Here is a 26,032-nt window from a genome sequence, read left to right as displayed (position 1 = left end):
GCATATTTGACTGAACTACGATGGTTCTGTGGCTTCCATGAAGCCACTTCCAATACGTGGGCCCGATCCGTCAATATGCCGCCGTCTGAAGGGATGACCTGATCGATGCGGGAATGCAGTCTGCACGCCGCTTGATAAAGGATCGGCCGTGGATATCATGAAAATTGCCAGAGCAGCGGGTTTGCAGATTCTGCTCGATGCCCGGATCGGCCGTGAAACCTATCACAGCGTCAGCGGGTCGCTGCTGTCGTTGCAGCGCTTTGCCGAGGCGGTTTGCGCCGCCCAGGCAGATGAGTTTGTGCCGCAGCAGGAAGCGTCGGCAGCACATGAAGCGTAACCACCCAGGTCGGTGATCTCGCATCACCGTCCTGGCTTTTAGACGCATTTACGGCGCGCCGACCTTGCCGGTTTGCTCCTTCGTCAGCTCTACCGGCAACACTCCGCTTGCGGCCGCTGCTTCGTCGACCGTGGTGCGGCCACCGTCGCGGAAAAATGCCTGCACCGCGGCGTTGTTCAACACGAGAATGCTGATGCGGCGGTTGGTCGGTTCATCGGCGACGTTTCGGTCCAATGGCAACACGTCAGCCAGTCCGCGCACCTGCAGCAGTTTGTCCTCCCTTAAGCCCCCTGCCACCAGCGCGCGTCGCGCGGCGTTGGCGCGGTCGCTGGAAAGCTCCCAGTTCGAATAGCCAGCGGTACCGCCCGAATAAGGCACGGCATCTGTATGGCCGGCAATCGACACGCGGTTGTCCACGTCGTTTAGCGACGCGCCGATCTGCTGCAGGATCGTCAGCGCGTAGTCCTCCAGCTTCGAACTGCCCGAGGCGAACATCGGCCGCTTCAGCGAATCGACGATCTCGATGCGCAAACCTTCGTCGGTGATCGACAGACGAATCTGCTCCCTATAGGCGCGCAACGACGGCGTCTGCTCGATCAATGCACCGATTTTGGCCTTGAGCTGCGCAAGCCGCTGCGCATCCATCTGCATTGCAGGCGGACTGACCGTAGGCGGCGCGGGCTGAACCTGACTCTTGTGCGCCACGCCCGGCCGGCTGTCCGATGCGTCGCGCCCCCCGCCCTGCACCACGCTCGGCCGCGCCGCACCGGTGCCTTCCTTGCCACCCAGCAAGGTGGAAAGCGGCGTGTTGAAATAATCTTCGATGCCCTCTTTGTCGTACTGCGAGGTCGAGCCTAGCAGCCACATCAGCAGAAAAAACGCCATCATGGCCGTCACGAAATCGGCATAGGCAATCTTCCATGCACCGCCGTGATGGGCCTCGTGTGCCGCACCCTTACGCAGACGCCGCACCACGATGGGTGCCGACGCTTCCCCCGCGCTACCGCCCGATCGGTTCTCAGCCATGGCTCGTCTCCCTCATCCCGGTCAGGCCGGCTTGGGCATTTTGGTGGCGCGCACGGCGTCCTCGAGCTCCTTGAAGCTCGGCCGATCCGCGGTAAACAGCACCTTGCGGCCAAACTCCACCGCCACGGGCGGCGCGTAGCCGCTCATCGAGGCGAGCAACACAGTCTTGACGCACTGAAACGGTTTGGCGGCGGCGCGTCCCTTCGCATTGAGCAGATCGGCGAGCGGCCCAATGAATCCATACGCGAGCAGAATGCCAAGGAAGGTGCCCACCAGTGCGCCGGCGATCATCTCGCCAAGCACCGCAGGCGCGGCTCCCACCGAGCCCATCGTGTGCACCACGCCCATCACCGCGGCGACAATGCCGAACGCCGGCAAGCCGTCGGCCATCTTCTGGATCGCGTTGGCGGCGACGGAGGCCTCCGCGTGATGCGTCTCCAGTTCCTCGTCCATCAGGTCCTGCATTTCGAGCGCATTCACGTTGCCGCTCGACATCATACGCAGATAGTCGACGATAAAGTCGAGCAGATGATGGTCCTGGAGAACATGCGAATACTTCTGGAACAGCGCGCTTTGTTCGGGGGCCTCGACATCCGCCTCGAGGGACATCATGCCTTCCTTGCGTGCCTTCTGTAGCAGTTCAAACAGCAGCGCGATCAGTTCAAGATATTTCTCTTTCGTATAACCGCCGCCCTTGAAGCAGATAGGCAGACTCTTGAACGTCTTTTTCAGCGTGGTGACCGGATTGCTGACGACAAACGCCCCTATCGCCGCACCGAAAATACACAGGAGTTCGAATGGTTGAACCAGCGCAGGAAGATGCCCTCCTACACCGATAAAACTACCGATCACCGACCCCAACACCAATACCCATCCGATCGCAACAAACATGGCCTCTCCGTTTCAAACGCGGATTTAAACTGCTGCACGTCCACGCCGGACATTTCGTTCAGCGTAGCTGTGCCCCTCTCGATAATCCGCACCGGAGCAGGCGCGCGTGGCTGCGCCTCTCTGGAGAGATTCTATGTTCTTGATTGGTGCAAGCCTGATTGTCCTGCGCCGAGTGCATGTAGCAGCGCATTCCCGGTTTGCTCGAACCCAGGATTTCCCCGACGCACGGGGAAATGTTCCACCCGGTTAATAGCTCTGTTTTCGGCAGCGCAGCGAATTTCTTAAGCGATAAATTTATTGACCACGTCTAAGCCTTGTGCGGCTTTGGCCTCTTTTTTTAATCGGTAAATATGGCCTCTACGGCGCAAACGTTTGGCCGTTTCGCAAATGGCGAACAGAAATCTCAAGTCATTCCCGCTCCAGAAAATTCTGCCAGCACGCTTTCGCGAATTGCGGGTCTGATATTGGACTGCTCCATATTGCCGTGATAATGCGCGACCACACGCGGATTCATCACGCGGAACCAGAGCGGTGGCACATAAGCCACCATGATCATCGTCGCGTAACCGGACGGTAATTGCGGTGCGCCTTCGAAGTGACGCAGTGCCTGAAACGAGCGCGTCGGATTGGCGTGATGATCCGCATGGCGCTGCAGTTGATAAAGAAACAGGTTGGTGACAACGCGATTGCTGTTCCACGAATGCTCAGGGCCGCAACGCTCATATTTGCCGCTCGGCAACTGCTTGCGGCCTAATCCGTAGTGCTCGAGATAATTGACGACTTCGAGCAGCGAGGCGCCGTATATCGCCTGGATCAGCAGGAACGGAATCACGACCTTGCCGAATAGAACGATCATCGCGCCCCATAGCAACGCAGTCATCGCCCACGCATGCAATACCTCGTTGCGCCAACTCCAATGCGAATGACCGCTGCGCGCGAGCCGCTCTTTTTCGAGCCGCCACGCTGATGAAATGCTGCCGAGCACCGTACGCGGCAAGAACGCCCAGAACGACTCGCCATAGCGTGCGCTGGCCGGATCGGGCGGTGTCGCCACCCGCACATGATGACCGCGGTTGTGTTCGACGAAGAAGTGTCCATAGGCAACCGGCGCCAGCGTGACCTTCGCCAGCCAGCGCTCGAAGCGGTCGGTCTTGTGACCGAGTTCGTGAGCAGTATTAATCGACACTCCGGTCGCCGCACCGAGCGAGAGCGCAAACCCCAGGTAGTCGTACCACGCGAGCGCATGCGTTCCGACGATCCACACTGCGCCGAAGAACGAGACGTATTCGACGAAGGTAGCGAGATAGACGACGCGCCGGTAATAGCGCTCGCGCTCAAGCATGAGCACCACTTCCTCGGGCGGATTGCTGGGGTCGTCGCCAATCGCGTAATCGAGCACTGGGATAATGCCGAACACAAAGATCGGACCAAACCACCAGAAGATATGCCAGCCCGTGAGCAGCGCAAGATTGGCTGCGTGCAGCGGCAACGTGATGGTTAGCGCACCGAGCAACCAGAGGTAGCGTTTGCCGTCGACCCAACTCGCGGGCGCCGCTTGCGAAGATGCCATCGTCAGTCTCCTTTTATATTGCCCTTCATCCTCGACCGCGCACGCACGCGTTGGAACGCGCACGGCTGATTGCCGCGAAAGGTCTGCTTCGATTCACAGATTTATATGGTGAGACGAGCCACTTCGCCAAGAATTGAATCCAGGCGACGGGCTCCAAACAAAGCGGCGCCGACCGCGCCCGCGGTGGCCTGCGTCAAGCGTGTGAATGAAACGGGTGTATAGATGTCCCGCGATACCGCAAATGTCATCCGCTTTCGATGCGGCAACCGAAAACAATGAAGCCCGCACAAAAGCGGGCTTCATTGCAATGCAACAGATAGTGGCTGGTCTTCGTCAGTCCAGTCAGGACCGCCAGCCGCTCACGAAGAAAACTTAGGCCTCCACGAGCGCCGCAGCTTCCTCGACCTCCACTTCGTCATCCGCGCTATTGCGAATCAGGTGATCGAAGGCGGAAAGCGATGCCTTCGCGCCCTCGCCCACGGCGATGACGATCTGCTTGAACGGCACCGTCGTCACGTCGCCGGCCGCGAATACGCCCGGCACCGAAGTCGCGCCGCGCGCATCGACGACGATCTCGCCGTGCTTCGACAATTCGACTGTGCCCTTCAACCATTCGGTGTTCGGCACGAGACCGATCTGCACGAACACACCTTCCAGTTCGACCTGCTTCGTTTCGCCCGAGCGCAGATCCTTATAGACGAGTCCGTTGACCTTCTTGCCGTCGCCGGTGATCTCGGTGGTCTGCGCCTGGGTCACAATCGTCACATTGGCGAGGCTGCGCAGCTTGCGTTGCAGCACTTCGTCAGCCCGCAGTTGCGCGCCGAATTCGATCAGCGTGACTTCGCGTACGATACCGGCCAGATCGATTGCCGCTTCCACGCCCGAGTTGCCGCCGCCGATCACCGCGACGCGCTTGCCCTTGAACAGCGGGCCATCGCAGTGCGGGCAGTAGGCCACGCCGTGGTTGCGGTACTCGCGCTCACCCGGCACGTTGATTTCGCGCCAGCGCGCACCGGTGGCAAGCACGATTGTCTTCGCCTTCAGCACCGCGCCGCTTGCCAGGCGCACTTCGTTGATGCGACCCGGAACCAGCGCTTCGGCCCGCTGCACATCCATGATGTCCACTTCGTAGCTCTTCACGTGCTGTTCGAGCGCCGTGGCGAACTTCGGTCCTTCGGTCTCCTGAACGGAGACGAAATTTTCAATCGCAAGCGTGTCCAGCACCTGCCCGCCGAAGCGTTCCGCCACCACGCCCGTCTTGATGCCCTTGCGTGCCGCGTAGATCGCCGCCGCAGCGCCTGCAGGGCCGCCACCGACGATCAGCACGTCGAATACCGGCTTCTTCGCCAGTTCTTTGGCTGCACGCGCACCGGCACCGGTATCGAGCTTGGCGAGAATTTCCTTCACGCCGCTACGGCCCTGGCCGAACACTTCGCCGTTCAGGAACATCGTCGGCACGGCCATGATCTGGCGTGCTTCCACTTCGTTCGGGAACACCCCGCCGTCAATCGCCACGTGGCGGATGCGCGGGTTGATCAGCGCCATCACGTTCAGCGCCTGCACGACTTCCGGGCAGTTCTGGCATGTCAGCGAAAAATAGGTTTCAAACTGGTAGTCGCCGTCGAGTTCGCGGATCTGTTCGATCACCGCGTCGTCGAGCTTGACCGGGTGGCCGCCCACCTGCAGCAGTGCCAGTACCAGCGACGTAAATTCATGTCCCATCGGGATGCCGGCAAAGCGGATGCCCGTGTCCTTGCCCGGCTCGCCGATTGAGAACGAAGGCTTGCGCTCTGCGTCGCCGCGCCGCTCGATCACGCTGACGCGCGCCGACAGCGTCGCGATGTCGTTCAGCAATGCAAGCAGTTCCTGCGATTTGGCGCCGTCGTCGAGCGAGGCCACGATCTCGATCGGCCGGCTAACCTTTTCCAGGTACGATTTCAACTGAGTCTTGAGATTGGCATCCAGCATGGTTATTCGAATTCCGTGACGAGGGTTGGGCTCCGGGCGCCACCCACATTGCGTGGCGAGGAGGCGTGCGGGCCGTATGCACATGAAGCGGCAATGCGCGTGATACGGTCCACACGGTGAGACGCCAGCGAGCGGCGTGTACTGCGATGAGGCTAAGCTAAGCGGGAGGGCTTAGATCTTGCCGATCAGGTCGAGCGACGGGGTCAGCGTGTCGGCGCCCGGCGTCCACTTGGCGGGGCAAACTTCACCCGGGTGCGCTGCGATGTACTGCGCGGCCTGCACCTTGCGCAGCAGTTCGCCGGCGTCACGGCCAATACCGTTGTCGTGAACTTCGCACAGCTTGATCTCGCCTTCCGGGTTGATCACAAAGGTACCGCGCAGGGCCAGGCCTTCCTCTTCGATCAGCACGTCGAAGTTGCGCGAGATTGCCAGTGTCGGATCGGCGATCATCGGATACTTGATCTTCTGGATCGTGTCCGACGTGTCGTGCCATGCCTTGTGGGTGAAGTGCGTATCGGTCGACACGCTGTAGATCTCCACGCCGAGCTTCTGAAATTCGGCATAACGATCGGCCAGGTCGCCCAGTTCAGTCGGGCAAACAAAAGTGAAGTCAGCCGGGTAAAACACGACGACCGACCACTTGCCCTTCAGGGTTTCGTCGGTAACGGTCTGAAAGTCGCCATTGTGGTAAGCGGTTGCCTTGAAAGGTTTGATCTGGCTGTTGATGATCGGCATCTGATGCGTCCTCTTTTGGTACGTGGTTGAGAAAGTGATAACAGTATGTCTGGATTCACTTAATAGAAAAAGTTGATTGTTTAAATCGTCATCATTGAATTTGACTATTCGTGCACGCAGAAATCTCCAGCCCGGGGATGCAGGTTTTGGCCGTCTTCAGCAATACTTCTAGTTTTCTACTATTTCCTCGCACACGGACCTTGATGACCGAGACCCAGAAACGCCCCGGCTTCGTCGGCTGGTTGCCCTATATCGTCGCGGCGACCTTCTTCATGGAGTATCTGGACACCACGGTGATCGCCACGGCCCTGCCGCAGATGGCGCGTTCGTTCGGCGTGGGTCCGAATAGCCTCAGCCTTGGCATGACCGCCTACATGCTGGCGCTGGCGATTTTCATCCCGGTAAGCGGCTGGGTCGCCGACCGGTGCGGATCGCGCACGGTCTTCTTTAGCGCGATCGGCGTGTTTACGGTCGCCTCGGTGTTGTGCGGGATGTCGCAAAACGTGACGGAATTCACCGCCGCGCGCCTGTTGCAAGGGATGGGCGGCGCGATGATGGTGCCTGTCGGCCGGCTGATCGTGGTGCGCAGCACCGAGAAAAGCCGCCTGATGCAGGCTATCTCCACCATTACGTGGCCGGCGATCGTCGCGCCAGTGGTCGGGCCGCCGATCGGCGGTTTCATCACGACTTATGCGAACTGGCGCTGGATCTTTCTGCTGAACGTGCCGTTCGGCATCGCGGTGATGGCCGCGGTCGTCGCACTGGTGCCGAACCTGAAAGGCAGCGAACGCCGGCCGCTCGATCTCGTCGGCCTGCTGCTGAGCGCGGCCACCCTCACCGCGATCCTTTACGGCGCCGAGCTCGCCAGCCAGCCCGGCAAGAATCCATGGGTGGCTGGCGCGGTCATGGCGGCGGGTCTGGTGGTCGGCTTCATCGCATTCCGGCATGCACAGCGTCACCCGCATCCGCTGATCGACGTGTCGACGCTCAAGATTCCCACTTTCTCGGTGACGGTGGTAACCGGCTCGTTCACGCGCATCGGCATCGGCGCGGTGCCGTATCTGATGCCGCTGCTGTTCCAGATCGGCTTCGGCCTGTCCGCGTTCAAGTCGGGGCTGTTGCTGCTGGCGAGCGCGCTCGGCAACCTGGGCATGAAGGCGTTGACCACGCGCATCCTGCAGCGCTACGGCTTCCGCACGGTGTCGATCATCGACGTCGCCGTGGCAGGCGTCTTCACGATCGTCTGCGGCCTGCTGACGCCGGAGTCGCCGCTCGCCTGGGTGCTGATTGTGATATTCGCGTACGGCGTGGCGCGCTCGATGCAGTTCTCGACGCTCGCCACCCTCGCCTACGCAGACGTCGCTCAGCCGCAGATGAGCGCCGCGAGCACGCTGTGGAGCGCGGCGGCGCAAATGACGATCGGCCTCGGCATTGCCTTCGGCGCGGTGGCGTTGCGCGGTGCTGCCGTGTTCAACGGCGAGATCTCAGGGCATGTCTTTACGCTCGATGACTTCCGCATCGCCTTTCTCTGCGCCGGATTGCTGACGCTGGCGTCGGTTTGGGGTTACTGGCAACTGGAACACAACGCGGGGCAAAGCGTCGGTGGAGGATCGCGGCGCCAGGACGCGTCGTGAGCGTGGTCTGAGACGTAAGCGTGGGCCGGGCAGCAGTCTGCCGCCACGCTCCACCTGTCACATCCCCGCAACGTTGGACGGTTAGTTTGCTTGCACTACTCGAAATCACTCGAAACCGTCCCCCCAATGACATCGCCGTCAGAGCGTCCCCAACAGTCACGCGGCAGTTCCTTCAAAGCCGCTTATATGAGCGCGGTGTTGAATGCCGTGCTGATGACCATGCAGATTGTCATTGGCCTGTTCGCGCATTCCGACGGCCTGGTGGCTGACGGCATCCATACACTCAGCGATCTCGCCGCCGACGGCGTCGTCATCGCCGTGCTGTTTCTCGGCGCGGCCGCCGCCTCCGGCCGGCGTGCTCCCAGCACCGACGGCGGCTTCCATGCATCGCTCGCGACGCTTGTCATCGGTGTGCTGCTGGTCGGTACCGCCGGCGAGATGCTGTGGCATAGCATCGGGCCCGCCACGATCCTCACCGTCAGCACCAGCGTGCGCGCAAGCGCGCTCGTGGTCGCGGTCTTCGTCATGTTCGCCAAGGAAACGCTGTTCCGCTATATGCGGTCGGTGGCGCAACGAACCCATTCTGGCGTTCTGCTCGCCAGTGCCTGGCACGCCAGACTCGACGCCGTATCGGCGCTGGTTGCCGTGATGGGCATTCTCGGCAGCATGGCCGGCCTGCCGATGCTCGATCACGTCGCGGCCGGCGTGATCGGCCTGATGATCCTGCGCATGGGTTACAACAACTGCTGGTCGGCGCTGAAAGAGCTGGCCGCCCGGCCGCTCGGCAATACCGCGGGGCAATGATGGCGGCAGAGCCAGCCGGCGATGCCTCGTAAGCAAACGCCGCTTGACTCACCATGCCGTTTGTGATCCTATTACGCCCATGTTCGCCGCACAGACCCTGCTATCCCTCCTACTACTAGCCCGCTCTACCGGGCTAGGTCTGCTGCTACGCGCTTCCCGCATCTAACGCATCTGAAGCGCAGTTAATCCCCAAGTTTTGCTGACCTTGCCCCGGTTGCCCAACCGGCGGCCGTGCTTCGTCCCGTTCCTTTGCGTCCCCCGTTTTTCGAACCCACGAGCCCATCATGCTGAAAAATCCTGCTACCAAGTACCGCCCCTTCACCCCCGTCAACTTGCCGGATCGCACGTGGCCGTCGCGCACCATCACGCATCCGCCGATCTGGATGAGCACGGATCTGCGAGACGGCAATCAGGCGCTGTTCGAGCCGATGAACGCGCAGCGCAAGATGCGTATGTTCAAGACACTGGTGCAGATCGGCTTCAAGGAGATCGAAGTAGCGTTCCCGTCGGCGTCCGAAACCGACTTCAATTTTGTGCGCGAACTGATTGAGGGCGGCCACATTCCCGATGACGTCACGATCGAAGTGTTGACCCAGGCGCGCGACGACCTGATCGAGCGCACCTTCGAATCGCTGCGCGGCGTGCCGCGCGCAATCGTGCATCTGTATAACGCCACCGCGCCGGAATTCCGCAAGATCGTGTTTGGGCTCGACCGTAACGGTGTCAAGCAGCTGGCCGTGAACGCGGCACGCACCATGCAGCGTCTCGTGGATGCCACCCCAGAGACCGCTTTCACACTGCAGTACAGCCCGGAAACCTTCACCGCCACCGAACTCGATTTCGCCAAGGAAGTGTGCGACGCCGTGTTCGATGTCTGGCAGCCGACGCCCGAGCGCAAAGCGATCGTCAACCTGCCGGCCACCGTGGAAGTCGGCACGCCGAACTTCTACGCGGACCAGATCGAATGGATGCACCGCAACCTCGCGCGACGCGACTCGCTGCTGCTTTCGGTTCACCCGCACAACGATCGCGGCACCGCAGTCGCCGCGGCTGAACTGGCCGTGATGGCCGGCGCCGACCGCGTCGAAGGATGCCTCTTCGGCAACGGCGAGCGCACCGGCAACGTCGACCTCGTGACGCTTGCAATCAACCTTTACACGCAGGGTGTCGATCCCGGCCTCGACTTTTCGCACATCAACGAAGTTGCCCGCACCGCCGAGGAATGCACGCAATTGCCGGTGCATCCGCGTCATCCGTACGTCGGCGATCTGGTGTTCACGGCCTTCTCGGGATCGCACCAGGATGCGATCAAGAAAGGCTTCGCCGTGCAGAAGGATGAGGGCCTGTGGGAAATGCCGTATCTGCCTATCGATCCGCGCGACCTGGGCCGCACTTACGATTCGATCATCCGCGTCAACAGCCAGTCGGGTAAGGGCGGCATTGCGTATCTGCTCGAACAGACGCATGGGGTCGTGCTGCCGCGGCGTCTGCAGGTCGATTTCAGCTCGGCCGTCCAGCAACTCACCGACGATAGTGGTCAGGAAGTCACCGCACAGCAGATCTGGGAAGTGTTCCAGGATGAATACGTGCGCGGCGAGACGCCGCTGCGCTACATTGGCCATGCGCTGTCAGAAGACGGCGGGCGCGAGCGTATCAAGCTGACGGTGGAGATCGCGGGCAAGCGCACGGTGCTGGCAGGCGAAGGCAACGGCCCGCTCGACGCGTTGATGCATGCACTGCGCACTCCTGTGCGAATCCAGCACTACGAAGAACGTGCGCTCACCCAGGGCGCGGATGCGAAGGCTATCGCGATTGCCGAGATGGCTGGTGCGCAGGTGGTGGGAAGTGCATTCGGTGTGGGCATCGACGCGAATCTGATTACCGCGTCGATCCGCGCCGTCATCAGCGGGATCAATCGTGCATACGCCCGTTCGGATGCTGATGCACAAGCGCATTTCTTCGATTCGGTGCTTCGCGAAGTGGCGGGCGATGAGCGCAGCAAGGCGTTGCAGGCGGGGTAGAGAAACGCGGGACGGGGCCTCGCACTCGCCGCTTGTAAAACGAGTCTCTTAAGCGTACTCCCGCTCCCGCATCCACTTCGTCATGATCCATTTGTCGCCGCCCAGCACGGGCGCGCCGCCGTGCAAGGTCAGCGGATCGAGTTGCCGCTGACCGTTCAGGTAACGGAAGTACACCGCCCCGCCCTGCCTGCCGGTAACCGACAAACCCGCCTCCGGGAAAATGGTCTCGCCGCCATTCGGCACATCGTTGAGATAAACAATCAGCGTCGCCACCCGCTGGCCGCCGCGTGCGGTGTGCACCGCGCTACCCGGTTGATCAGGCGGAAAATAGTCGAAATGCGGACGGTATTCGCCGCTGGTGTTGTAATGCAGAATCTGCAGGCCCTCGCCGTTCTCCACGGGCCAGTTCATCAGGCTGGAAATCCGCTGGTCGAGACGCTCGATGAGCGCGTCCTCGCCGCGTTGAAACCAGATACCTTCGCTGGTGCGGTTGCGGATTACGTCTTCTTGCCCGGTATCCGGATTGACCGTGGTCGAACGTTTGAGACGGTGCCTAGAACGCTCCATCATCTCGGTGCACTCTTCGGGCGAAAGCACGTCGGCAAAGACGACCACTTGTGGCCGCTCGCAACGCATCACCACCTTCACATCGCGATCGAACGCGCGGATCAGGTTGCTGCTTGCTACGGGTAATGCGTCGTACTGATACGTGCCTGGCGCTGCTCTGACGAGGCTCGCCTCGGTGCCGGCGGTTACCGCGATGCCGCCCGGTGTTCTTGCCTGATCGGCGGAGCCGAAGGCACTCGGGCTGTTCGGGCCGTTTGCTCCTCCCGGCCCGCTTGCCAGGCCAACGGCACCCACCGGATCAGCCGTTGCTGTCGCCGTACCGCCAACATTTGCCGCGCTCACCGCGTGCTGCACCGCAGTGCTAGCGGAGAACTGATCGAAACCCGCCCCCATCATGGCCGCGACCATGGAATCCAGGGTGCAGCCACGCTTCGCATTGGTGGCCAGCCAATCTTCCCAGGCCGCATCCACGACAGGCATAAGTATTCGTCCCCTTGGCGTTGTTCGTTGGGCGCGCGGGCAGGCGGCAAATTTCCACCCACACGCAACGCTCCCTCTCAACGAGATACTGCATCATCCCGCCAATCTCGCGCAAGTAGGCCGGATGGCCAAGCCTTTCAGCGTATGGTCAACGTCGTACCTGGACTCAACCGCGCTTGCTCCGATAAGCATCGAGGCCTTTCCTCGCCTGCGCCCGTATCGCCCCTTGCACGAAGGGCGTCCAGCCGAGCAAGGCGCCCTTGAGCCCCAACGCCTGCCGCGACCAGCGCCAAAGATCGAAGCTGTCGCGATGCTCGACGATGCGTCCGTCCCGAAACACGAATTGCGCCTGAATCCGGTTCTCCACCTTGCGGCCAGTCTGACTGAAAAGATAACGCGCCACCCAGTGGGCACGGCCGGTACGCTCGTCGGCGGTGACGGCGTCGAACGTCAGGGAAAAATCCTGCGCCCGCGCGACCAGCATGCGCCACATATCGCGCGCCTGCTCGCCGCGCAGCTCGCCGAAAGCCGGGTCGCTGAAGACGACATCGTCGGCGTAGCATGCGCCCATCGCTTCGGCGTCGCGCTTCTGGAAAGCTTCGTAGAAACGCTCGATCAACTCGCTGTTGGTGTTGGGATGACTCATCGTTAGTATTGTTCCCGCTTTAGACGGATTGGAGTCTGTACGAGCCGCGCCTTGGAAGTCACGCGTGTCGCGGAAAGAAAAACACGCGAGCGTTTAAACCCGGCGTTTGAAAAACGTCGGAGCGACCGAGCTAGCGAGTTGCAATCGCCGCAGCCGCACCGGCCATCACCGTCGCACTTGCGCGGTTGGCAAACGCGAGAAACAGCAGATACGCCACGCCCGCGAACTTCAGAATCGTGAACACCAGCGCGAAGGTACGCGCAAGCACTGCGAGTCCGGCTACGGCGCAACTGAGCCTGTCACGCGCGAACGAACCGCAGCGTTCGTATCGTATTGTGCCATTCAAACCGCCGCGGCCTCCGGGTCTTGGGTCATTGCCCTCGGCAAGACTCGCGGTTAGCTGCCAGCCTGAGCGTTGTGGCCGCCAATCCGACCCGCCACCGCACGGCTTGCTCGACCCGCCAGCAAGTGCACCGCCAACGCGATCACCGCCGCAATCGCTGCAGCAACATACAGCGCCGCAGCAAAACCGCTGGCAAAGCTAGCATGAACGGCGGCGGTGAGCGACGCGCGCATCGCGGACGGCAGGTGTGCGCTCGCCTCTGCCGCGTCACCGGCCAATACGCGAGACAGGAAGCTCGCATCGAGTGTGCTTCTAAGCGCCGGGGTTAGCTCGGGCCGCGCATAGAACGCGGACTGGGTGCGCGCCTCCAGCACGGCACCGAGCACGCCGACCGATGTCACGATGGCCGTAAAGCGCGTGGTTGTGCTGATACCTGACGCCATGCCGGTACGGTTCGGCGGAACGCACCCCATAATGGCCTTTTGCGTGTCGCCGTTGAGGACGCCCGCGCCGAGCCCCGTCACCACCATGCCGATCGCCACCAGGCCATAACGCGCCTCGCCCGCAACCAGAGCCGTTAGAAGATTGCCGGCGCCGATCAACAGCAGGCCCGTGCTGAGCATCGCCATAGCCGAGAGACGCCGGGACAACACCGCGCCGACATACGGCCCCACCACCATCGCAAGCGCAAACGGCAGCATGCCCACGCCCGCCGCGATGGCCGGCAGGCCAAAGGCGTTCTGCAGATAAAGCGGCAGAAAAGTCATCATGACCTGCGCGCACGCCGCATAACCGAACATAGCGAGGACCGCGGCCACGAAGCGCGACTGGCGGAACAGCGCAAGGTCCACCATCGCATGCTGGCGCACGCGCTGTAGTTGGACGAAGGCCGCAAACATCAGTGCCGCCGCCGATAGCTTCACGCCAGTCGAGCCGCTCGCCCACCCTGCCGACGGCGCCTCGATCAGGGCCCAGATAGCCACCGCCAAGCCGACACCGAACAACGCGCTGCCCGCTACATCGATAGGTCCGGCTTCGGGGTTGCGCGAGTCCTGGATCGCATGCCACGCGCACACAATCAGCACCGTGCAGACCGGCAGATTCAGCAGAAAGATCCAGCGCCAGCCGAGCCATTGCGTAATGACGCCGCCCACCAGCGGCGCCACGGTCGTCGCCAGTCCCATGCAGGTGCCCCACACCGCCCAGGCACGCACGCGCTCGGGACCCTCGTGAAACGTATTGGCGATCACGGCGAGCGCTGCGGTCACCAGCATCGCCGCACCGACGCCCTTGACCGCCCGGGCAACATTCAGCAGCAATGCCGACGGCGCGAGGCCGCAGCCGAGCGACGCCAGAAAGAACACGGCGAGCCCAAGCAGCAGCATGCGTTTTCGACCGAACCGGTCGGCCAGGCCGCCCGCCGGAAGAAGGCACGCCGCGAAGGCCACCATATAGGCGCTGACGACCCATTCCACATCGGCAAAGCTTGCGTGAAACGAGCGGGCAATCGACGGTAGCGAGACCGCGACCACATTGGTGTCGAGCACGATCAGCGCGCAGATTGCGGAGGTTGTAGCCAGCACGAAGCGCGGGTTGCGGGGGATGTGCGCCGGCGCAGGCGAGACTGAATTATTGGCTGTTTTAGGACGCAGCGCGTCACGAGTCTGGGACATAGGCTTAGGGGCCGATAAGGTGGATCGATAGCTTGAGTAACGCTAGACGGACCCATCGTAGCCGCGCAGCTATTTCCTGTCATTGCCATAGACTGACAGAATAATTAACTCATTTGATAATACAGGCAACAATTCGATCTGCGTCATATCTACTGTATCGCCAAGGTTGCCAGACATCTGTGCTCCTCGCGGACGGTCGAAGAACTGGATATCGTCGCGACATTCGTTATATCCTACGGAATACAACGGTAGGTAGCGAATGGTGCGCGTACCCGACTGGTCCTGAACTCAACACGCCCGCCAACCGCTGCACCACAAACCGTAACCTGCAACCTGGAGCCAAGATTGGAGCGCAGTCGATCCACCCTGTCAGAATCACCGGAACGCCTCGGCCGGACCGCGAAAAGCTTTTCAACCACGATCACGGCGTTGAAATCCGCGACTGATCGCGGGCGCGCCGAGTTGATCCGCGATGTCGTCGATGCCTTCAGGCGTCTCTACGGCAGCGTATTGCGCTTCGTACAGATGTTCGCCGACGGCCAGGGCAGTTTTCTCGCGGCTGGCAAGTCGGGCTCGCACTCCTTTAGCCAGCTTCTCGCCGTCCTCGGTGAGCAAGCCAAGACGAGCAAATTTGGCCGCCTCGATGAACTCAGGGCCGCGATCGAGGAAGCCCGTTCGGCCGAGCAACTGCGCGACGCGATTTTCTCCGACACCTACAGCAACGACCACGCCGCGCTGCGCAAAGTCGCCGTTGCGCTCGAGCGGCTCGATGCGACCTTCGTCGGCTTGTGCGTCGAGCATGTGCTGGAGCGGCACGCTCGGGTGTCTTTAGTCGCGTCTTCGGAAGACTGAGACGACGCCCTGTCAGGCCGCCCGTCAGACGCCCACCGTTATATTCGATGGTATATTTCGATACAGAAACTGAAGGTGGCGGACTCGACATCAACCGGTGAACTTCGCCAGCGAGCCCTGACACCGGAACCGGATTCGAGGTCATCATGCAAGCTCCCCCGTTTCGCCTCGCCCGAACTGCCGACGCAAGCCATGCCAACGACGGCGCTGGTGCCCGCCTGCGCGTGGCCGACGCCTGCTGCGCGCCGCCGTCACCCGGGCAGATCGCCACCTCCAAACGGCGCACGAAGCTGACTGAGCTGGACCCGCATCTGCATTGCTCCGTGATTGGCACCTGCCTCACGACGCACGAATTGCGCAAGCTGGTACCCAAATTCACTGCTCTCGACCGTCAGCACGCGAGCGACCTCGAAATTCACCATGCCGCGGTCGAACTCGCGATTGCGGGCGGCGCAGGCAGCAAGGCGCTGCACAAGGCGCTCGACGAACGCTATGCCGGCGCGGTCCGGCGCTTCGATCAGGCGCGCGACGAAGAGGCGCTGCTCGCGCTCTGGAACGAGTCGCTCAAGAACGGCGACATTCCGCCCGCCTACTGGGCGCTAATGACCCATCCCTATGCGACGATGCCGGTGCGCCAGGCGGCTTTCGGCGAACTGCACATGCTGTCGCATCTGGTGGGCGCGGCCAATCGCGCGGATATTCGCCGGCTGGTGGCGCTTGAAGAAGAGAACGCCGAGCTTCGCGACAAGGTGGAGCGGCAACAGAATCGTCTGCACGAGATCAGCACGCAGCGGGACGCAACCGTCGCGCAACTGAGCGAACAGGTTGTCAAACTGACCGCGCAAGCACGCCCCCAACTACCCGTCGATACCGCCAGTCTCGCGGAAGAAGTCAAAGCGCTGCAGGAGAAACTTGCCGAAGCCAACGAGCGTCTCGCGCTGCACACCAGCCGCCGGGAGGCCGCGGAACAGCGCGCGCTGCAGGAACAAGGAACGGCCGAGGCGCTACGCGAGAGCCGCGATCAGGCGCTGGCGTTGCTGAAGGCTGTGCAGTCGGAATGTCACGCGCTGGAGCGGGCAACGCTCGACGCGCTTGATGAACCGGACACGCGTCGCGCGGGACTTGCCGGCGTACAAGGCAAACGCGTGGTGTACGTGGGCGGGCGGCCGGGCTCGAATACTGCGCTCAAGGCGCTGGTGAGCTCCGCAGGTGGCGAACTCGTCGTGCACGACGGTGGGGTGGAAGATCGCAAGGGTCTGCTCGCCGCGGCATTGCCGGGTGCCGACCTCGTGGTGTTTCCGGTGGATTGCATCGATCACGACTCGATGAACATGCTCAAGCGCGTGTGCGAGCGTCATCAGGTGGACTATCACCCGCTGCGAACGGCGAGCGTTGCCAGTTTCATCGACCTGATTACGCGTCTGCATACCGACCGCAGTGACCTGCAAAGCGCGGCGCCGAGCTCACGTCCGCCCTCGGCGTTTTGCCTGCGGCACGGCTGAAGATGCGTTGGCTGGAGCGCGTTAGCTGGCGACCCACGCAAGACGCTACGGCAATTCGGCAATTCAGAGTCGCATCAACCGGATCAGATCGCCGATCTGTGTGGCGCAGGCCTTTTCGGCTTGCGCTTCGACATCGCGATAGAGGCGCACGATGCTCTCGCCGACCTCGGTGAGGACACAACCGCCACCGCTTTGGCCGCCCTGCTCCGAAACCGTTGCGGGCGACTTCAGCGACCGGTTCAGTTCGTCGATCAGCAGCCATGCGCGCCGGTACGACATATCGAGGCTGCGTGCCGCGGCCGAGATCGAGCCATGTTCGCGCACCGCCTCGAGCAGTTCGACTTTGCCCGGTCCAAGTGCGACGGTCTCGCCCTTGCGAATGCGCATCCGGAAGCGAACCTCGGGCCGTGCCTTGTTGCGGACCTGAGCGTCGGCCTTGGCGCCGGCTTTGTTGCGGACCTGGGCATCGGTTTTCGCGCCGGGTTTTCTACCGATCGTTTTCGCCGGTGTAGAAGAATTTTTAGCAGATTCAGCCATGCGCGAAAGCATACACGAAGCCGATTGCGAAGCGGCAGCGGGATAGGACCACATCTGTCCAGCCAAGGGATTTCTTCAAGGCGCGCGAGGAAAGCAAAACCCATAATCCTCGCAACCAGGACAACCCGGTGCAGGGCCGGGCTCCCGTCCGAGCGACAAGGCGAGTTGCTGGGCCAAAAATTTCTTCCAACGCAGATTCTCCACATTCAGCGCCGCGAGCGATGGGAAATACCGCTCGAGCATCGCCGAGACCTCGTCGCGCCCGGCCAGTCCGAGGTCGCGCCACAGGTGATCGGGTCGCAAACACGCGTGAGCGATGATCGTTGCGAGACATTGGGCATCGTCGAGTAACACGGCTGGGCTGGCGTATCGCAACATCAATGCGCGCATTGCTGTTGCAAATTCGACATGCTCGTGGGTGTCCACGGTCAAGGCCGCAACGGTGGCCATCGCAACGGCGTCGGAGAACCGGCTTAAACCGGTCAGGCCGGGCGTGACCGGTGCGGACCTGAAGTGACGGCCAACGAGCCCGCTCCACTGTGCCGGGGAGAGGCCGAGCAGCGCCCACTCCCCCCGTACTTCGCGAGCAGCGATCAGTTTGGCAAACAGACGGGCATCGAAAGAGCGCGGGTTGATCGCCGCCTCGAGCCATTGACCCGTCCGCGCAGCACAAACCGCTGCGAGGTCCGCCGATTGATCGAGGGCATGGGAAGGAAGTCCCGGAAGGCTGGGGAGCGTGTCGTCAGACATGGTAGGAGCGCCGCGGAGCGATTGCCCCATGGTACGACGACCGCGCAACTTACGCGCAAGCAAGCGGCGCAATACGGCAGCAACCTACTCGCACAGCTTTCAAAACCATTACAACGGACGCAGCAACTGCACGTCAATCCGTTTGAGCCGTTTGACATGGCGCGGCGCTGCCATGATGTCAGCACCGGAAAACAGAATCGGCGCACCGTCTTCGGCACTTAGCGGCTCGCCGTCGCATTCATTCGCGATCAGCGCGCTCTCACCCACCGGCGTGTTGAACAGTTCATGCCACGAGAAGGTCACCGCGTAACCGTCCTGCGCCGCCGCGACGAACACCATCCGCTTGAAATCGCCCGGCGAATCGTTGCGCAAACCGGCCTGCTTGATGAGCGCGGTCAGACTGACGCCCCGATAACGGCCAACGCGGCGAATATAACGGTTAGTCGTAAAGCAGCGCAGATCGAAAGGCTCGGCCAGCATGCTGTCGTAGCTTCTGAGCTGCTCGAGCGTCAACGACAACGGCTGCAGCACGTGACCGGTCAGCGCGAAAACGCTAGCAAGCGCCTGTTCCGGAGGCTCTACAGTCAGATTCATCGAGTCCATGCTTGCAGATCCTCCGCAACGAATTGGGCCGCGCCACCAGGCAAACATGCAGCGATTCGCCGCACATCGCCCAAGGTGGTTGAAACACCGAAGCGCAATATTTTCGCATATATTACGCCGCAGCCCGCCCAGCGCGGCAGATGGCCGCGCGGCATACCGGATATATCGCCCGGTCTATGCCCCGCTAGTGGGGGTTTCAATCCACGGCGCGCCGTCGCGTCGTAATATAGCGATCTTCATAACGCTACGGGAAATGGCATGATTCGCAAGCTGCTTGCATCGTTCACGGTAGTCGCCAGTCTGGCGGCCGCCACCCCCAGCTTCGCCCAGGACAACACCGTCAACGTGCTGTACGCAGGTTCGCTGGTCAACCTTATGGAGCGCAGCGTCGGCCCCGCCTTCGAGAAATCCACCGGTCTGCAGTTTCGCGGCTATGCGGCTGGCTCGAACAAGATCGCCAACGAAATCAAGGGCAAGCTGCGCCGCGGTGATGTGTTTATCAGCGCGAGTCCCAAGGTCAACCAGAGCCTGATGGGCGCCGACAACGGCGACCACGTGAGCTGGTACGTCAATTTCGCCGAATCGCCGCTGATGATCGGCTACAACCCGAAGAGCAAGTTCGCCGCCGACTTCAAGTCGAAGCGCTGGGACCAGGTGTTGCAGGAGCCGGGCATCCGCATCGGCCGCACCGATCCGAAGCTCGATCCGAAGGGCGCGTTCACGGTCGAGATGATGACCAAGGCCGCGGATCTGTACCATCAACCGGACCTCGTCGAGAAAACGCTCGGTGCGCCGGACAATCCCGAGCAGGTATTGCCTGAAGAAACGCTGGTTGGCCGGCTGCAATCGGGTCAGCTCGACGCCGGTTTTTTCTACTCGACCGAAACGTCGGATCTGAAGATTCCCGCGTTCCAGCCGGCTCCTGAGTTGAAGGCAAAAGCGGCCTACACGCTGACCATCCTGAACGACGCGCCGAACAGCGCAGGCGCTGCGCGCTTTGTCGACTTCCTGCTGAGCGCCGAAGGCCGCGCGTTGTTGAAGCAGCATGGCGTCGATGTAATCAAGCCCGCTGTGACCGGCAATGGTCAGGCTATCCCGCCGTCGGTGCAAGCCGTGATCGACGCGGCGCAATAACGTCGCGATGAAGCGTGTCGCGGCCAAGCCGCTTGTCTGGCTGGCCGCGCTGCTGGCCGTCTATCTTTGCGCGCCGTTCATCGCCAGCGTGCCCCAGCTCGGCGCAGCCGACTGGGCGAGCGTCGACTGGCATGCCACGTGGTCGGCGGTGGCTGTTTCCGCGGGAAGCGCCAGCGTCGCGGCGCTCGTGATCCTGATCGGCGGGGTGCCGCTCGGTTATTTTCTCGCACGCTCGGACTCGCGCAAGGTGGCGGTGCTCGGCTTCATCGTGCAGTTGCCGCTGGCGCTGCCGCCGCTCACGAGCGGCGTGCTGCTGCTGTTTCTGCTTGGACCGTATAGCTGGGTCGGCAGTCTGACCGGCGGAGCCTTGACCGATTCGTTTGCCGGCATCGTGCTCGCGGAAACTTTCGTCGCTGCGCCGTTCCTGATCATCGCTGCCAAATCCGCATTTGCCGCCGTCGATCCTGTCTTCGACGATGTTGCCGCCACGCTCGGGCATCATGCCGGCAGCCGCTTTTTTCGCGTCACGCTACCGGTGGCGTGGCCGGCGATTCGCGCGGGTCTTGCGCTGTCGTGGCTGCGGGCGTTTGGTGAATTCGGCGCCACCGTGATGGTCGCGTATCACCCCTATTCGCTGCCGGTCTATACCTATGTGGTGTTCGGCGGCCAGGGGCTGCCGGCCATGATGCCTCTGCTCTTGCCCACTTTGACGATTGCGGTTGTGTGCGCCGCGCTTTCGCTTTATAGCAGGCGGCAAACCGGCGTCGATCCGCAAGTGGAAAGCGGCGATGAAGCGGCCCTTCAGCCCGTGACTTCAACGCCAGTTGCCGCCGAAGCCGCTCCGCTTCGGCTCGCCTTCGAACTAAAGCGTCATCTCGGCACGTTCGATCTCGACATTGCATGGACACCCGTCACCCGGCGCCTTGCCATCATCGGCCCGTCGGGGTCAGGAAAATCTCTTGCGCTGAGGCTGATCGCAGGACTCGAGCGCAACGAACGCGGCACGGTGCGCCTCGGTACGGTGGAACTGGACGCGTTACCGCCGGAGCAGCGTCAGATTGGCTATATGCCGCAGGACTATGGTCTGTTCCCGCATATGACGGTGGCCAAACAGTTGGCCTTTCCCGTCGATGCCGACGCTGCCAGCGCGCGCTACTGGCTCGAGCATCTGGGTCTTGCCGCGCTGGTTGGACGGCTGCCGCATCAACTGTCGTTCGGTCAGCGCCAGCGTGTGGCGCTCGCACGGGCCTTGACGCGCCACAGCCAGTTGCTGCTGTTCGACGAGCCGTTCGCCGCGCTCGATACGCCGCGCCGCCGGCGTTTGCAACAGTCGTTGCGTGCCTTGCAGCGGGAGATTGCGGCCGTGACAGTCATCGTCACACACGATCCCGACGAGGCCGCGCTGCTCGCCGACGAAGTCCTGGTGATCGAGCAAGGACGTGTGCTACAGGCCGGCGCACTCGATGCGGTCTATGAACAGCCTGCGACGATGCGTGTGGCCGAACTGCTCGGTCTGCACAACGTGGGCGAAGGGATCATGCGCGAGACGGGTGTGCTCGAAATTGGCGACGGCCTTGCGGTGAAAACGAACGAGCGCTCGATCGAAGCGGGCCAGCAGGTGATGTGGCGCGTGTCGTCGCACGCGCTGGTGGCGACGCCCGACGGTCCTCACATCGGCACGGTCGACGCTATCGAACTGCGCCGCGGCGAGCGCTATATCCGCGTGGAAATTGGCGGGGTTTATTTCAATATCGCTAGCGAAGACACGCGGTTGCACCAGGGCACGCAACACCGCTTTGCGATCGCTGCGGCGGGTGTGTCGGTATGGCCAGCCGCGGCCGGGCGTGTTTGAGGCGGAGTCCGCGCACGAGCTTTCTTGCGCGTGAGCTGATGTGACTACCCGCCCCGGCAAACCGGAGCGGGTTCTTCGAATCAACGTTCCGAGAACTCGCTTATGGCGTGATCTCTGAGAACTCGCATACAGCGCGATCAGTAGGTGATCACGCCGCAATCAAAGCGAGAAAGTGTCCTGCCTTAGCCAGCCCTTAACCACCCTGCGCCGGGCAGAACAGCTCACCGTGCTTCGCGACATACGCTCGCGCGCCACTACGATCCGAGGCGTCGAACAGCACGACACCACCGTCCGAGACGACCGCGAGCGTCGTGCCGTCCGGCGTGTAGCGTAAGGCCTCCGGATTATTGCCCGTTGCGTAGCCGCCATTCACCTTGCCGCTATCACGCGCAACAGTCGCCACCGCGCCGTCTTGCGGAAACGACACGGCCAGCGTGCTGCCGTCCGGGCTCAACACCAAGTGGTAAGCCGTCGGGGTGCCGCAGAAATGCAGCGTGTTTGCCGGCTTCAGCGTTTGCGCGTCGTACTCAACAATGCCGTCGCGTGACAGCACCAGCACATTGCCGCTGTGCGGGTCGATTTGCAGATCGAGCGGGCTGGACGCGTCGATGGTGCCGATCGGCTTGCGGTTCACCGTGCTGAATACTTCGACCGTGCCCGCCACACCGTCGGTCGCGAACAGGCGCTTGCCGTCCGCAGACAATGCAAGGCCGACCGGCCGGCCGAACGGCTCGTCATGCGCATCACCGCCCTTCAGATCGAAGCGGCCGAACGGGCGGCCGTTGGCGGTCTCGAACGCCGAAACCGTGTTCGAGACGACATTGAACACATACGCGCGGCGGCCATCCGCCGACAGCACGATATTCTGCGGAAAGCGCTGGGCGCGGACCGTGCGCACGATCCGGCCTTTCTCCAGGTCGACGAACGCCAGCGAGTCGGGACGCAACGAGGTCACATAAGCACGGCGGCCATTTGCGTCCACGGCAACCCCGACCGCGCCGACGCCACGGCAGAAGTTATCCTGGCAATCGTCCGAGGTCTTGGCGGGTGTGTGGCCATCGATGGTCTTCGCCACGTTGCGGTTCGCCAGATCGACCACCGACAGCGTGTTGTCGCCATTGCTGGTTGCGTAAAGCCATTTGCTGTCGGCGCTGATGTCGAGGCCAGCCGGCACATTGCCGACCGGAATCACCGTGCCCTTCGCCAGTTCTCCTACCGACGCGGCTGCGGCCTTCGCAGCGGCTTCGCTGGCGGCATCGTTGGTGGTGCTGCAAGCCGCCAGCACGAAACAAGCGGCCATCACGGCAGCCAATTGACGCAAACCTGGCAGAGCCAATTGCTCCGCGGCTTCATTATGATTAAAACGATCACGCCAACTCATCGCTACTCCTTGTTTAAAACCCGATCAAATAACCGAATCCAGCATAAGCTGTCTTCACACCTGCATTGGCCAGCATTAGCTCACACCGGATGCACATGTCTTGAAATATCGCCGCAAGGTTGGACTTTCAGGCGTTTCTCAAACACCGCAGGCGGCGGCCGATCTCCGGCGAATTCATACGCCAGCACCGACATTCAGCCGCATGCGCTGCCATGCTTGCGTCCCACAGCGAAGTCAGCCCCCTGCGCGAAGGCATCTTGCCGACGCGCACCCATGTCCAACGCGGATTTATCTGAAGCAGAAAAATAACGATTTCACGGCTCCCGGTGAATCGTTAAATTTATGTGAATTGCATAGGCATTATGTGCCACTCATATTCACGAATGAGCGGATTTTAAATGAGCGCGACCGGCCATGTATAGTTTTTGTTCGATTTTCCGGGGATTTAAGCGAGGCGCACCACACGTTCGACGCACGAGATTCACACGCAATTCAAACCAGCGACATAAAGCGGCAGAATTTGCAGATATTGCGTAGAGGGTGGCGTCATATTTCCCGACGTCGTTATGAATCGCCTCGCTTTATCTTGCGGCACTCCATGTCGTGCGCTTCCGGTCGTCAGTGGTCGCCTCAATCCACCCAGCGGCTCCGTGTCGGCCTGCGTGAGTGCTGTTTCACCACGGAGAGGCCGGTCAAGCGCAATACCGCAACGTTTCGCAGTCCGATCGTTGCCAGCACATAGCGCTGACAAGTCATTGTCCGACCCTCCAGTCAGCGCTCCATCCGAGTTCGCGTTTCGCCTTATCGCAAGCGAGCATGCCATCGTCTTCAGCAACGTTGTAGATGCCAGTCGTCCCGTGCAACACAGCCAACTCGGCGGCGCGCGCCGCTGCGTCGACATGCACGGGACCCGCGCCCGCGGCCGCATCGAATCCGGTGCCAGGACCGTAGAGCCGGCCATAGCGCAGCACGACGGCTTCCAGCGGCGCCTGCAGCACCTGACGCTCGAGGCTGGCGACGCCGCGCAGCGAGACACCGCGCGGACCGTCGAAGTCGCTATCGAGCGGATCGTCCTCGCTGTGCGGCAACGGACCATCCGCATAAGCAAAGCCGATACTCTGCGCGACGATGCACCGGACATCCGCCGCGATTGCAGCAGCGACCAGGTTGCGGGTGCCTTCATCGCGGATGCGAGCGTTGCGCTGCGACGCCTCGGCCATTCTGGCTGGATCAAGACCGGGCGGGAGGTCGGTGAGTTGATGCATGACGACTTGCGGCCGGGCGGCCTCGAGTGCGGCCTGCAGCGCGGCCGCGTCAAATACATCGACGACAACCGGTTCCACCCCCATCTCGCGCAGCAAGGGCACCCTCTCCGACGAGCGCGTGGTGCCCACGACGCGCCAGCCGGCGGCGACGAACAGCGGCGCGACGCGGCGCCCGATCGCCCCCGTTGCCCCGGCCAGAAAGAGACAATCGGCCATAGCGGGAATCTCCCTGGATTGGCAATGCGGCGAACCAGCACGGCCGCCAGCCCGCTCAAAAGATGTATGAGTTCGAACATAATATAAGAGTTCTTACATCATGTGCAAGCCACCGCCGGATCCGCCATGGACGAGTGAAGAAGATCGGGAATAAGGAGACGTTAACGGGCAGGCTGAAGCCGCCGTTCAATCAGCGGCTCGCCGCGCTCCATGCTTTCGGCCAGGACACGGCCATCGAGTTTGTGCGGGTCGCTAAACGCACCGACCGGGATTTTTCCGGTGGGCGAATCGACCAGTTTGATAAAACGCGGCGCAAGACGCTGCCCCACGTCGATATCCACCGCGGCCACCACGATTTTTGCTGCTGGCGCGGCTTGCGCCGGCATCCCGCGCACCACACAGAGCGCACCTACGAGCGCGCCGGCAGCGGCGATTGCCAATGTCCCCATCCATTTTGTATTTTTCATGTCGCACTCCTTATGTTACTGCCTGACAGGATTGCGTTGGCCACACTCGAACAGGAACACCAGGCGGAATCAGGCTGAAGGCGCCGTCATCACGCTGCGATGTCCGCTGAAAATAGAAAGATGAGCAAGTATCAACGCCGGCGTCGAATCGCGCCGCAATCAAACGCTCCGTTCCCCACAGCGATCGTGTTGATCCGATCTGCCGTCCGGCAATTGCCGTCCCCGCGGAGCGTCGATGCAACCGGTCTGCACCGGTGGGGGAACACCCGCCCCCATCCGATGACTGCCGATCAGGCTATTGATCCGCCCGTAGTAAAACCCAGCTTATAAAGCCTTTCTATGAAGGCTTGCTTTTCTGGTTGGCCCCATCGCGTCCTGCTACTTTTACTTCGCCGCCCCCTGTTGATCGGGGGTCGGCCGTACCGCCTGTTTTTGTTGCCTTCCCTGTGCGTCTTCACGCTGCCTGTTGCTTCGCCCTGCTTTGTTTTTCTCGCACTGCCGGTCCTCTCTGCGCCGTGCCTGTGCTTCCCCGCGCCACCTGTCCTGCACCGTACCGCCTGATCTTCCCGCTGCTGCGTTGCGGTCCGGCGCAGGACATATAGCGACTACCGTGCCAGAGGTTCGCAAAGCGTTGTGCCAACTGGCCTGGCGGGCGGCGCAGCAAACTGGCAAGGCCGCTTTGAGGGGACCCGCGCCGAAACTGTTTCAGTGCTGCGACTGGCCAAAAACGAAAAATTTGCGGGGTCCGAATCGTCGCATCGGTAAGCCGTGACCGTTC

Annotated in this window: 22 protein-coding genes and 1 pseudogene; 8 read left to right on the top strand and 15 right to left on the bottom strand. The window is 62.0% G+C overall.

Features of this window, described 5'->3' with window-relative positions; all coding sequences use genetic code 11:
* Window positions 1-157: 157 nt before the first annotated feature.
* Complete coding sequence (locus tag M0954_RS03080) at window positions 158-337, top strand: hypothetical protein (protein WP_367279486.1); 180 nt, start codon at window positions 158-160, stop codon at window positions 335-337.
* 48 nt (window positions 338-385) lie between these two features.
* Here M0954_RS03080 and motB read toward each other — a convergent pair whose 3' ends face one another.
* From motB to ahpC, 5 genes are all read right to left on the bottom strand, one after another.
* Complete coding sequence (gene motB, locus M0954_RS03075) at window positions 386-1,363, bottom strand: flagellar motor protein MotB (RefSeq protein WP_122155889.1); 978 nt, start codon at window positions 1,361-1,363, stop codon at window positions 386-388.
* Between the two features lie 21 nt (window positions 1,364-1,384).
* Window positions 1,385-2,254, bottom strand: coding sequence for a flagellar motor stator protein MotA (motA, locus tag M0954_RS03070; RefSeq protein ID WP_297351578.1), 870 nt, complete (start codon window positions 2,252-2,254; stop codon window positions 1,385-1,387).
* Between the two features lie 403 nt (window positions 2,255-2,657).
* On the bottom strand, window positions 2,658-3,824 hold the full coding sequence (locus tag M0954_RS03065; protein ID WP_122155887.1) for an alkane 1-monooxygenase: 1,167 nt from the start codon (window positions 3,822-3,824) through the stop codon (window positions 2,658-2,660).
* A 372-nt stretch (window positions 3,825-4,196) separates the two neighbouring features.
* The gene (ahpF, locus tag M0954_RS03060) at window positions 4,197-5,792 is read right to left on the bottom strand and encodes an alkyl hydroperoxide reductase subunit F (RefSeq protein ID WP_122155886.1); all 1,596 of its coding nucleotides are present in this window, start codon (window positions 5,790-5,792) and stop codon (window positions 4,197-4,199) included.
* Between the two features lie 171 nt (window positions 5,793-5,963).
* The gene (gene ahpC, locus M0954_RS03055) at window positions 5,964-6,527 is read right to left on the bottom strand and encodes an alkyl hydroperoxide reductase subunit C (protein WP_122155885.1); all 564 of its coding nucleotides are present in this window, start codon (window positions 6,525-6,527) and stop codon (window positions 5,964-5,966) included.
* A gap of 203 nt (window positions 6,528-6,730) precedes the next feature.
* On the opposite strand from ahpC, the gene M0954_RS03050 reads away from it, so the two are divergent.
* From M0954_RS03050 to leuA, 3 genes are all read left to right on the top strand, one after another.
* Window positions 6,731-8,161, top strand: a complete 1,431-nt coding sequence (locus M0954_RS03050; RefSeq protein ID WP_297351576.1) for an MFS transporter — start codon at window positions 6,731-6,733, stop codon at window positions 8,159-8,161.
* A 126-nt stretch (window positions 8,162-8,287) separates the two neighbouring features.
* Window positions 8,288-8,965, top strand: coding sequence for a cation diffusion facilitator family transporter (locus M0954_RS03045; protein WP_297351574.1), 678 nt, complete (start codon window positions 8,288-8,290; stop codon window positions 8,963-8,965).
* A gap of 284 nt (window positions 8,966-9,249) precedes the next feature.
* A complete protein-coding gene (gene leuA, locus M0954_RS03040; RefSeq protein WP_123387302.1) occupies window positions 9,250-10,986 on the top strand; it encodes a 2-isopropylmalate synthase in 1,737 nt (578 codons plus the stop codon).
* A 48-nt stretch (window positions 10,987-11,034) separates the two neighbouring features.
* Here the strand turns inward: leuA and M0954_RS03035 are convergent, their stop codons facing one another.
* The 4 genes and pseudogenes from M0954_RS03035 to M0954_RS03020 all read right to left on the bottom strand — a co-directional run bounded on the left by M0954_RS03035 (window position 11,035) and on the right by M0954_RS03020 (window position 14,695).
* On the bottom strand, window positions 11,035-12,033 hold the full coding sequence (locus M0954_RS03035) for a 2OG-Fe(II) oxygenase (RefSeq protein WP_297351572.1): 999 nt from the start codon (window positions 12,031-12,033) through the stop codon (window positions 11,035-11,037).
* Window positions 12,034-12,199: 166 nt separating this feature from the next.
* Window positions 12,200-12,679 carry a nuclear transport factor 2 family protein gene (locus M0954_RS03030; protein WP_297351571.1) on the bottom strand — a complete coding sequence of 160 codons (480 nt, stop codon included), beginning with the start codon at window positions 12,677-12,679 and terminating at the stop codon, window positions 12,200-12,202.
* Between the two features lie 190 nt (window positions 12,680-12,869).
* A pseudogene (locus tag M0954_RS03025) lies at window positions 12,870-12,974 on the bottom strand (LysE family translocator); the annotation flags it as partial.
* A gap of 101 nt (window positions 12,975-13,075) precedes the next feature.
* Window positions 13,076-14,695, bottom strand: a complete 1,620-nt coding sequence (locus M0954_RS03020; RefSeq protein ID WP_133894820.1) for an MFS transporter — start codon at window positions 14,693-14,695, stop codon at window positions 13,076-13,078.
* A 429-nt stretch (window positions 14,696-15,124) separates the two neighbouring features.
* Here M0954_RS03020 and M0954_RS03015 point away from each other — a divergent pair, with 429 nt between their 5' ends.
* Window positions 15,125-15,547 carry a hypothetical protein gene (locus M0954_RS03015; protein WP_297351569.1) on the top strand — a complete coding sequence of 141 codons (423 nt, stop codon included), beginning with the start codon at window positions 15,125-15,127 and terminating at the stop codon, window positions 15,545-15,547.
* A gap of 146 nt (window positions 15,548-15,693) precedes the next feature.
* A complete protein-coding gene (locus M0954_RS03010; RefSeq protein ID WP_297351568.1) occupies window positions 15,694-17,049 on the top strand; it encodes a DUF2325 domain-containing protein in 1,356 nt (451 codons plus the stop codon).
* Between the two features lie 63 nt (window positions 17,050-17,112).
* On the opposite strand, the gene M0954_RS03005 is transcribed toward M0954_RS03010, so the two are convergent.
* The 3 genes from M0954_RS03005 to M0954_RS02995 all read right to left on the bottom strand — a co-directional run bounded on the left by M0954_RS03005 (window position 17,113) and on the right by M0954_RS02995 (window position 18,939).
* A complete protein-coding gene (locus M0954_RS03005) occupies window positions 17,113-17,586 on the bottom strand; it encodes a winged helix-turn-helix domain-containing protein (protein WP_367279485.1) in 474 nt (157 codons plus the stop codon).
* A 75-nt stretch (window positions 17,587-17,661) separates the two neighbouring features.
* Complete coding sequence (locus M0954_RS03000; protein ID WP_297351567.1) at window positions 17,662-18,336, bottom strand: nitrogen fixation protein NifQ; 675 nt, start codon at window positions 18,334-18,336, stop codon at window positions 17,662-17,664.
* A gap of 108 nt (window positions 18,337-18,444) precedes the next feature.
* Entirely contained in the window at window positions 18,445-18,939 is a 495-nt protein-coding gene (locus M0954_RS02995) for a molybdopterin-dependent oxidoreductase (RefSeq protein WP_297351565.1), read from the bottom strand.
* A gap of 258 nt (window positions 18,940-19,197) precedes the next feature.
* On the opposite strand from M0954_RS02995, the gene M0954_RS02990 reads away from it, so the two are divergent.
* Window positions 19,198-20,073: an extracellular solute-binding protein gene (locus tag M0954_RS02990; protein WP_297351563.1), complete on the top strand. Its 876-nt coding sequence runs from the start codon at window positions 19,198-19,200 to the stop codon at window positions 20,071-20,073.
* Between the two features lie 7 nt (window positions 20,074-20,080).
* Window positions 20,081-21,925: an ATP-binding cassette domain-containing protein gene (locus tag M0954_RS02985; RefSeq protein ID WP_297351561.1), complete on the top strand. Its 1,845-nt coding sequence runs from the start codon at window positions 20,081-20,083 to the stop codon at window positions 21,923-21,925.
* A gap of 193 nt (window positions 21,926-22,118) precedes the next feature.
* Here M0954_RS02985 and M0954_RS02980 read toward each other — a convergent pair whose 3' ends face one another.
* From M0954_RS02980 to M0954_RS02970, 3 genes are all read right to left on the bottom strand, one after another.
* Complete coding sequence (locus tag M0954_RS02980) at window positions 22,119-23,306, bottom strand: hypothetical protein (RefSeq protein ID WP_297351559.1); 1,188 nt, start codon at window positions 23,304-23,306, stop codon at window positions 22,119-22,121.
* Between the two features lie 752 nt (window positions 23,307-24,058).
* Window positions 24,059-24,787, bottom strand: a complete 729-nt coding sequence (locus M0954_RS02975; protein ID WP_297351557.1) for an NAD(P)-dependent oxidoreductase — start codon at window positions 24,785-24,787, stop codon at window positions 24,059-24,061.
* Window positions 24,788-24,948: 161 nt separating this feature from the next.
* The gene (locus tag M0954_RS02970) at window positions 24,949-25,254 is read right to left on the bottom strand and encodes an SAF domain-containing protein (protein WP_122155871.1); all 306 of its coding nucleotides are present in this window, start codon (window positions 25,252-25,254) and stop codon (window positions 24,949-24,951) included.
* Between the last annotated feature and the right edge of the window lie 778 nt (window positions 25,255-26,032).

Origin of the sequence: Paraburkholderia sp. (genome assembly GCF_026225065.1) — a bacterium.
In the GTDB taxonomy this organism is placed as follows: domain Bacteria; phylum Pseudomonadota; class Gammaproteobacteria; order Burkholderiales; family Burkholderiaceae; genus Paraburkholderia.
Note: the sequence above shows the minus strand (reverse complement) of the source record. Positions and strands in the feature narration are given on the sequence as shown.